This window comes from Dapis purpurea BLCC-M126 (genome assembly GCF_050015975.1).
Taxonomy (GTDB): Bacteria; Cyanobacteriota; Cyanobacteriia; order Cyanobacteriales; family Microcoleaceae; genus Trichodesmium.
Genome location: NZ_JBNHER010000034.1, coordinates 1 through 8,013, shown reverse-complemented (window position 1 = coordinate 8,013; position 8,013 = coordinate 1). Strand labels below are relative to the sequence as shown.

The following is an 8,013-nucleotide window of genomic DNA, read 5'->3' as shown; positions in this document are numbered from 1 at the left end:
CATCGCTCTATTTAGTATACGCTATATATAGTGTCTTTGCGTAAGTCCTGATGATGAATGGTGGTAGGGGTAAAGACTCCCTAAATGGAAACCAAGATGATGATACAGTCATGGGCGGTAAGGGTAATGATGTAGCTCGTGGTGGTAAGGGTAATGATATCATGTTCGGACAACAAGGCCACGATATGCTCATGGGTGAAAATGGTGATGACCAAATTGTGGCCGATCCTAGTTCAAGTTCATCAGAAGAGGAAATCGGAGAAGATTCTGTTTATGGTGGTCGCGGTGACGATGTTATGCAAGGCAGTCGTGGAGATGATTTCATTTATGGTGGTAAGGATAATGATTTCATTTATGGTGGTAAGGATAATGATTTAATGTTTGGCGACGAAGGAGACGATACTCTTTTAGGTGAAGAAGGAGATGACAGTATTTTTGGAGGCAACAATAGTGTTGTTGATGGTGATGTATCAGGAGAAGACTTCATTGATGGTGGTGCCGGAAATGACTTCCTCAGTGGTAACTATGCGAATGACACTATCCTTAGTGGTGAAGGGAATGATACTTCACGAGGTGGTAAAGATGATGACTTGATGTATGGTCAGTTAGGGGACGACTTGATGTTTGGGGATGAAGGCAATGATACCCTATGTGGTTGTGAAGGCGATGATACCATGTATGGTGACAACCCTGAACTTGTGGCACCATTGGGTACAGAAGGTCAGGAAGACCAGTTATTTGGTGGTATAGGAGACGACCTAATATTTGGTAATCAAGGTCAGGATTCATTGTTTGGAGAGGAAGGTAATGATACTTTGTTAGGAGGTGAGGATAATGATACTTTGTTTGGATCGTCAGGAAATGACTCTCTGTTAGGAGAAGCAGGTGACGATTTCTTGTATGGAGGGGAAGGTGATGATACTTTCTCTGGAGGTAGTGGTAGCGATCGCTTCTTGCTCAACTTTAACCAAGGAGTGGATATTATTACTGACTTCGATATTAATCAAGACTTCATCGTATTAGATGACGAACTAAATATTGATGAACAAAGTTTCACTGTTGAGACTGTTGATAACAACATTTCAATTTTCTTGAATGAGCAACTTTTAGTCACGTTAGAAAATTTATCTGCAACCTCAGAGCAAATAGTAAGTCGTTTAACTACTGTTGATGATTCCTTGATCATATAACAAAAGATTAGGTAGTAGGGAGTACCGTTGAAAAACCTAATTAGGACTTATATCATGTCCGGATAATCAGTGATAAAAAAGTTTTTGTTTGTAGTATAGCTCTCAGCCCTAAGTATATATCTGGCTGAGAGCTATACTACGAACTTTAATTCTAACTATTCAACCGGACATGATATTATATCAAATCCGTCTTGTAGTGTCACACACCGACGACCAATTAGAATACTGTAAGTTCTGATAATAATAAAGAGACGTTACCAAGAACAGGAACGTCTCTTTATCACATTAACTCAAATCACATCAGTTTTGATATCTGATGCCTCAAGATTAAAAACTAGAGCAATTAATTATCTACCTTCAAACCAGCATTATCTTGAGTATATGTTTCTTGATTAATCTTAACTGGCTTTGCTCCCCAAATCTCTTTCGCATACTCCATAATTGTTCGGTCAGAAGAGAATTTACCCATGCGAACAGAATTATAAATAGACATTTTTGTCCATTTTTCTTTGTCTTGGAAAGCTTGACTAACCCGCTTCTGACATTCAATATAAGCCTGATAGTCAGCTAATAGCATATATTGGTCATTGTACAGTAAAGAATCAATCAGAGGCTTGAATAGATTAGGATTGCCTTTGCTAAACCGACCACTAGCAATCCGATCGATCACAGCCTTTAACTCTGGATTTGTATTATAGTAGTGCAAAGGTTTATAACCCTTAGCCTTCATATCGAAAACTTCTTCAGCAGTCAGACCAAACAGGAAGAAATTTTCTGCTCCCACCTCTTCACGAATCTCAATATTAGCTCCATCAAGAGTACCAATAGTCATCGCTCCATTCATGGCAAACTTCATATTACCGGTTCCCGATGCTTCTTTACCAGCAGTAGAAATTTGCTCTGATAAATCAGCAGCAGGATAAATTAACTGACCTAATGAAGCATTAAAGTTAGCTAAGAAAACTACTTTCAAGCGACCATGCACATCAGGATCATTATTAACTACATCAGCAACAGCATTAGTCAACTTAATAATCAACTTAGCCATATAGTAACCAGGAGCTGCCTTGCCACCAAAAATGAATGTGCGAGGTTGAATATCAATACTAGGATTTTGCTTAATGCGGTTGTAAAGAGTAATGACGTGGAATAAATCCAAATGTTGACGTTTATACTCATGGATACGTTTGACTTGAATATCAAACAGAGAATTAATATCCACTTCAATCCGATTATGCTTTAAAATGTGCTCTGCCAGAGCAGCTTTATTCTCCTGCTTAATTTTTCGCCAACGGTTACAAAATTCTGCATCATCAACATATTTTTCTAGTTGCCTTAGTTTATCTAAATCTCGCAACCAACTATCTCCTAATTTCTCAGAAAATAATGCAGAAAGTTTAGGATTACTCAATAAAATCCAACGGCGGGGAGTCACTCCATTAGTCTTATTGAGGAACTTTTCTGGGAAAAGTTTGTAGAAATCTTTGAGTACACCTTTTTTCAGCAATTCTGTGTGTAGAGCTGCTACTCCATTCACAGCATGACTGCCTACAGTCGCTAAATTAGCCATCCGAACCGATTTTTCTGGTGTTTCCTCAATTATAGATACACGAGAGATTAATTCCTTATCTTTAGGATACCAAGTTTTCACTTGCTCTATGAAGCGGTGATTAATTTCATAGATAATCTCTAAGTGGCGAGGTAGGAGACTACCAAATAAACTAATTCCCCAACGTTCTAATGCTTCTGGTAGCAAGGTATGGTTAGTATAAGCAAAAGTATTTTGAGTAATATGCCAAGCACGCTCCCAGTCAATATCATACTCATCAATCAATAACCGCATCATCTCTGCAATAGCAACAGCAGGGTGAGTATCATTTAACTGAATTGCTGTTTTATCGCTTAAGTTATCTAAGTTTTGGTTGTGTAATAGATGCCTACGAATGATGTCTTGCAAAGCACAGGAAACAAAGAAATATTGCTGCTTCAGTCGGAGTTCCTTACCTTGGGGAGTATTATCATTAGGATAGAGAACTTTTGATATAGTCTCCGAACTCATTTTTTCTGCTACTGCACCATCGTAGTTTCCAGAATTGAACTCTTCAAACTTAAAGTCTACACTAGCTTCTGCACGCCACAAACGTAGGGGATTAACTGTATTGACTTTATAGCCAGGAACAGGGGTATCATAAGGGATACCAATAACAGTTTGAGCTGGAAGCCAAGTTACTCGATAGTGGCCTTTTTCATCATGGTAAGTTTCTGTGGTGCCGCCAAACTTAACTTCTACCTGTTCGGCTGGACGGGCTATTTCCCAGGGGTTGCCAAAGCGCAGCCACTTATCTGGAATTTCCGCTTGCCACCCATCCTGTACAGTTTGGGTGAAAATGCCAAACTCATAGCGAATACCATGACCCATTGCGGGAATTTCTAAGGTAGCTAGAGAGTCCAAAAAACAAGCTGCTAACCTACCCAAACCCCCATTTCCTAAACCTGGATCGTCTTCTTGTTCTAGTAGTTCATCCAAGTTAAGTCCAGACTCGCTAACAGCTTGACGAATTTGTTCATATATGCCTAGGTTAATCAAACTATTACCTAGGTGACGACCCATGAGAAATTCTGCTGATAAGTAGTATACTACTTTAACATCTTTCTCATTGTAGGTACGGATTGTAGAAAGAAAACGTTGGAGTAAGCGATCGCGTATAGTATAAGCCAGAGCACGGTAGAAATCATCCTGTTTTGCCATGGACTCATAAGTACCTTGTAAATAAAACAGGTTATCAGCTAGGGCACGTCTGAGAGTAGTGACACTCATGCCTGTGCGATCGTCTTCTACCTGAATTTGATTTTCAGTAGTGGGGTTGATGGGTTGATTCATTAGCGCTCCTTAAATTTTACTGTCATCAATTTTATTTCAGTAGAAAGGTGGGTAAACTGATTAGCTTTGCCACACAGGAGTTATTCTATAGAAAACTTTTGAATGAAGTGAGACTAGCCAATTACATTATATCCCTTTACTAATATAGGGAAAATTAAACTTTATAACTATCAAAGGTTTTCGAGAATATATAAGTATTTAACTTTAATCATTTTTACAGAATTGATCCTAAAATTTGGGTATTTTTTGGCCATCAACTTACAAGTCAGAAGTCAGAAGTCAGAAGTCAGAAGTTAGGAGAAAATCATATTTGTATAATTAATTTTGGAGGAACTGATAACTGATAACTGAAATGACACTACCTAATGGCCCAGCTCTGTCACCATTACAACGAAGACTTCGGACTTGGAAATTTATTTTTCGTCCCCTACAGACAATAGAGGAACGATACTCTGAATATGGAGATATTTTCAGAACAAATACTAATTCGTTGTTCCCTTTTATCTACTTCTGTAACCCGAAAGCCATTCAACAAATTTTTACTGCTGACCCTGATACTTTTGGTTCTGGAGGTAGTAATGGTATTTTGCAATATTTTGTGGGCAGAAATTCTCTGTTGCTTCAAGACGGCGATCGCCACCAGCGCCAAAGAAAACTATTAATGCCACCTTTTCATGGCGATCGGATGCGTAACTATGCAGACTTAATCTATAGTATTACTTGTGATGTCATTAATCAGTGGGAAATAGACAAACCTTTTCCTATCCGCAGGTCAACCCAAGAAATATCTCTCAAAGTAATTCTTGGTGCTGTATTTGGTTTAAGTCAAGGGAAACGTTATGAAAAACTTAGACTTATTATGTCTGATATTCTCGACTCCATGAGTTCTCCTCTCAGTTCTATATTTCTGTTTTTCAATTTCCTGCGAAAAGACTGGGGTCCTTGGAGTCCGTGGGGAAGATTTTTACGCAAAAGACAAGAACTCCACGAACTAATATTGGCAGAAATTGAAACGGCAAAGAAAGAAGGAAATCATACTGATGATATTCTCAGTTTATTACTAGAAGCGCGTGATGAAGCAGGTCATCCGATGAGTGACGAAGAAATTAAGGATGAACTGCTGACAATGCTTTTTGCTGGTCACGAAACTACGGCATCAGCTTTAGCATGGGCATTATATTGGATTGACAAAATCCCATCAGTACGGGAAAAACTAAGAGCAGAATTAGCAACTATTTCTAATAACTCCGACAAAGTTGCTATTACGAAACTTCCTTACCTCAGCGCTGTTTGTCAGGAGACTCTTCGGATTTATCCTATTGCTATGAATGCTTTTCCTAGAGTTGTTCAGAAACCTGTAGAAATTATGGGTTATCAATTGGAACCGGGAATGGTGGCAATAGTGCCTATTTATTTAACTCATCACCGAGAAGATATTTATCCAGAACCCAAACAATTTAAACCAGAACGTTTTCTAGAAAGACAATTTTCACCTTATGAATATTTACCATTTGGAGGAGGGAGTCGTCGTTGTATAGGTTCGGCTTTCGCTTTATTTGAAATGAAATTGGTATTAGCAACTATTTTATCACAGTACGAACTTAAATTAGTTTCTAATCGATCAATGAAACCTGTTCGCAGGGGGTTGACAATGGCACTACCAGGAAATATGCGAATGGTTGTTAAAAAGCCTTTAGCAGTTCAGCAATAAGCGGTCAGCTTTTTTAGAAGGGGATTTAAACCCCCTCCTAAAATTAGACAACAAGCTAGAACTCAAGGATTCTATGTTAAGTTAATAGTGTTACAAATTATTAGATAAACCCGCCCCACACCCAATAATCTAATGCACACTGATTAGCTGTAGCGATATAATATAACTAGAAATTAATCTGGATAAATATTTATGCAAATAACTCAATCTCTCCATGCTGCTCTGTTAGTTTCAGACCTGGAAAAAGCCGAATATTTCTATGGCCAAATCCTCGGTCTAGTAAAAGCCGATCGCTCCCGTAATTTTCCGGGTACTTGGTATCAAGTCGGTAATTTCCAAATACATTTGATAGTATCCTCAGAAATAATTCCGGATCTAGTTAATTTAGAAAAATTAGGTAGAAATAGACATTTAGCATTTTCTGTGGACGACTTAGATGCTGCCAAAGCACAACTACTAGCAAATAATTGTCAGATTCAAATGAGTGCTTCTGGTCGTGCTGCATTATTTACCCAAGACCCGGATGGTAATATTATAGAATTAAGCCAACAATAAATAACCTGTGAAAATTATTGCCTATTCATACACAAACCCTCTGTTTGAAACTGCACCAGACCCAACAATTTGGGGATGGGAAGTTGACCAAATATATCAAGACCTGGGCGATCGCCAGCAACTCCAACAACTCCTCCAAGACTGTCACACCAAATTTGTTAATTATCTCCTCATTCGCCAACTCGAAGAATTAGGAGATTCTGTAGAGGAAGTGTGCGATCGTCTCACTAAACTCGAATCTCTTAACATTGAAATTATTCCTCTGAAATCAGATATCAAAATTAATCAACCCAAACCTACCAATACCCAGGCAAGCAAAACTGACCTACTCAAACTCCTGAACCAAATTCGCCAAAACCAACATAGTCGTAAAATTCGTCAAGCTCACGCTCGCAATCGTATCAAAGCGATACCCCCACCAGGGAAAGCACCCTACGGATATCGTCGAGGCAAAGAACGTTACGCTCTCGATCGTAGCGCCGCCCCTGTTGTCAAAGACTTTTTTGAAAGTTTCCTGTTATTTGGATCTCTGCGCGGAGCAGTACGCCATATCGAGAAAAAATACGGAAAAAAAATCTCTGTCACCACTGGGCGACGTTGGTTAACTAACCCCGTTTATCGCGGTGACTTACAATATCAAAATGGTGAAGTCATTTCCAATACCCATCTTCCCATTATTTCTAGAGAAGAAGCTGCCCAAGTCGAACGTTTGCTCCGACGCAACCGCGTAATGGCACCGCGCACTGCCAGCGCTCCCCATTCTCTAGCAGGTTTAGTTGTATGTACAGAATGTGAGTCTCCAATGATTACAGCAAGAGTCACTACATTTCGCAAAGAGAAAGAATATCTCTATTTGCGGCCTAAAAGTTGCCCCCGCAAACGAAAATGTAAAGCTTTAGCTTATCAAAAAATTTTAGAGCAAACCATAGAAATAATTTGTCGAGAATTACCTCTTGCTGTTGCTGCTTTAGAAATGCCAAATATGGATGGAGTTAAGAGCATAATTAAACAGAATATTTCTGAGAAACAAGAGATTCTTTCTCAACTACCAAATTTAATCACTAATGGAATTTTTGACCAAGAAACTGCCGAACTCCGCACTTACAAATTAAAAACAGAAATTGCTCAATTAGAAAGCAAACTTAATCAACTCCCTCCAGTCAATTTATTAGAGACAGCAAAAGCAGTTTCTATACCTCAATTTTGGTGGGATTTATCTGAATCAGAACGCAGATTTTACTTACGCGAATTTATCAGAAAAATAGAAATTATTCGTCAAGATACAAGTTGGGATTTACAAGTTATTTTTATTTTTTAGTTAGGGAGTAGGGGAGTAGCGGAGATTAAAAGACTTTACTGAAAAATAAGGTATAAAGCCTTTCCTAATAATTGATAATTGCGTTTGCGTTCCGCAAAGCTTTCGTGACGAAATAGTCCGCATTCATATCGCGCAGCGTTATCCTGACGGACTGTTGCCTGTTGCAGAGGAGCTGCGCTTTTCATGTCGGCGACAGCCGAAAACGCTTTTTAATATCAAATCCGGTTATATCAAATCCGGTAGCATCGGTATAAAAAAATGTTCCATCTTCAGCTATTACCAAATCTTTCTAGCTCTCCCCACCTCCCCATCTCCCCACACTCTTTATCTAATTACACCAATACTAGCGGATTTGATA

General features: G+C 38.8%; 6 protein-coding genes. 4 read left to right on the top strand and 2 right to left on the bottom strand.

Annotation, left to right across the window (positions count from 1 at the left end; translation table 11 throughout):
- Positions 1-50 precede the first annotated feature (50 nt).
- Positions 51-1,190, top strand: coding sequence for a calcium-binding protein (locus tag ACP6PL_RS03975; RefSeq protein WP_426542773.1), 1,140 nt, complete (start codon positions 51-53; stop codon positions 1,188-1,190).
- A gap of 343 nt (positions 1,191-1,533) precedes the next feature.
- Here ACP6PL_RS03975 and ACP6PL_RS03970 read toward each other — a convergent pair whose 3' ends face one another.
- Entirely contained in the window at positions 1,534-4,071 is a 2,538-nt protein-coding gene (locus tag ACP6PL_RS03970; RefSeq protein ID WP_426542771.1) for a glycogen/starch/alpha-glucan phosphorylase, read from the bottom strand.
- A 352-nt stretch (positions 4,072-4,423) separates the two neighbouring features.
- On the opposite strand from ACP6PL_RS03970, the gene ACP6PL_RS03965 reads away from it, so the two are divergent.
- The 3 genes from ACP6PL_RS03965 to ACP6PL_RS03955 all read left to right on the top strand — a co-directional run bounded on the left by ACP6PL_RS03965 (position 4,424) and on the right by ACP6PL_RS03955 (position 7,655).
- Entirely contained in the window at positions 4,424-5,782 is a 1,359-nt protein-coding gene (locus ACP6PL_RS03965; protein ID WP_426542769.1) for a cytochrome P450, read from the top strand.
- 192 nt (positions 5,783-5,974) lie between these two features.
- Complete coding sequence (locus ACP6PL_RS03960; RefSeq protein WP_426542767.1) at positions 5,975-6,337, top strand: VOC family protein; 363 nt, start codon at positions 5,975-5,977, stop codon at positions 6,335-6,337.
- A 7-nt stretch (positions 6,338-6,344) separates the two neighbouring features.
- Complete coding sequence (locus ACP6PL_RS03955; RefSeq protein ID WP_426542766.1) at positions 6,345-7,655, top strand: recombinase family protein; 1,311 nt, start codon at positions 6,345-6,347, stop codon at positions 7,653-7,655.
- Between the two features lie 35 nt (positions 7,656-7,690).
- Here the strand turns inward: ACP6PL_RS03955 and ACP6PL_RS03950 are convergent, their stop codons facing one another.
- A complete protein-coding gene (locus ACP6PL_RS03950; protein WP_426542764.1) occupies positions 7,691-7,840 on the bottom strand; it encodes a hypothetical protein in 150 nt (49 codons plus the stop codon).
- Positions 7,841-8,013: the final 173 nt, after the last annotated feature.

Bases quoted from the DNA above. Each gene is read 5' to 3' on its own strand.
- ACP6PL_RS03965 (WP_426542769.1), top strand. From the start codon at position 4,424: ATGACACTACCTAATGGCCCAGCTCTGTCACCATTACAACGAAGACTT.
- ACP6PL_RS03975 (WP_426542773.1), top strand. From the start codon at position 51: ATGATGAATGGTGGTAGGGGTAAAGACTCCCTAAATGGAAACCAAGAT.
- ACP6PL_RS03960 (WP_426542767.1), top strand. From the start codon at position 5,975: ATGCAAATAACTCAATCTCTCCATGCTGCTCTGTTAGTTTCAGACCTG.
- ACP6PL_RS03970 (WP_426542771.1), bottom strand. From the start codon at position 4,071: ATGAATCAACCCATCAACCCCACTACTGAAAATCAAATTCAGGTAGAA.
- ACP6PL_RS03950 (WP_426542764.1), bottom strand. From the start codon at position 7,840: ATGAAAAGCGCAGCTCCTCTGCAACAGGCAACAGTCCGTCAGGATAAC.